1 protein-coding gene is annotated in these 843 nt (G+C 61.9%); it reads right to left on the reverse strand.

Translation table 11 applies throughout. From position 1 onward, the window contains the following. A partial coding sequence (locus tag F6S12_RS32380; protein ID WP_409999887.1) for a DEAD/DEAH box helicase occupies nt 1-711 on the reverse strand: 711 nt, incomplete at its 3' end. Nucleotides 712-843: the final 132 nt, after the last annotated feature.

Raw genomic sequence — 843 nt, forward strand, 5'->3', positions numbered from 1 at the left:
CATGTCGTGGTTGGTGACAATCACATCGACCTTGCCCATGCCCTCCCGAGCCTTATAGAAGGCGCACTGGCCGAAGTTCGGGCAATGGCGGTTGGTGCACTGGCTGTGGTCGGTGGTCAGGCGCGCCCAGTCGGCGTCTTCCAGGGCCGTGGGCCAGCTGTCGCGGTCGCCGTCCCATTTATTGCCGGCGAGTTTTTCGATCATGCTGGTGAACAGCTTCTGGCTGGCTTCATCCACTTCGATCTTGAAGCCTTCTTCCTCGAACAGCTGGGCCGTGGCGGTCTGGGCGTGGCCTTCCTGGAGCAGCATGTCGAGCTTGGACAGGCACATGTAGCGACCGCGGCCCTTGGCCAGGGAGAAGCTGAAGTTCAGCCCGCTGTTGCGCATCAGGTCGGGCAGGTCCTTGTAGACGATCTGCTCCTGCAGGGCGACGGTGGCGGTAGCGATCACCAGGCGCTTGCCGGCGGCCTTGGCCGTGGGAATTGCCGCCAGGCTGTAGGCCACGGTCTTGCCGGTACCGGTGCCGGCTTCCACGGCGACCACCGCCGGGTCGCCACTGCGCCGGCCTTCGTCGTCGGTGTCGATATCACCCAGGACCTTGGCCACTTCGGCGATCATCAGGCGCTGGCCGTAACGCGGCTTGAGGCTCTTGGCTTCGAGAAAACGCGAGTAGGCGCCCTGGATCGTGGTTTTGAGTTCGTTGCTGATCATGGTTTTTCGGGCGCACAAAACGCTGGATAAATTTTCAGTGGTTCGAATCGGCCGCTATCATACCCCGCTAATTCATCCCGCGCAGAACGGAGTACCCGAATGACCCCTTTCGCCCTTGCCTACACCCTGCAT

It is taken from the genome of Pseudomonas sp. JV245A (genome assembly GCF_032424515.1).
Classification (GTDB): Bacteria; Pseudomonadota; Gammaproteobacteria; order Pseudomonadales; family Pseudomonadaceae; genus Aquipseudomonas; species Aquipseudomonas protegens.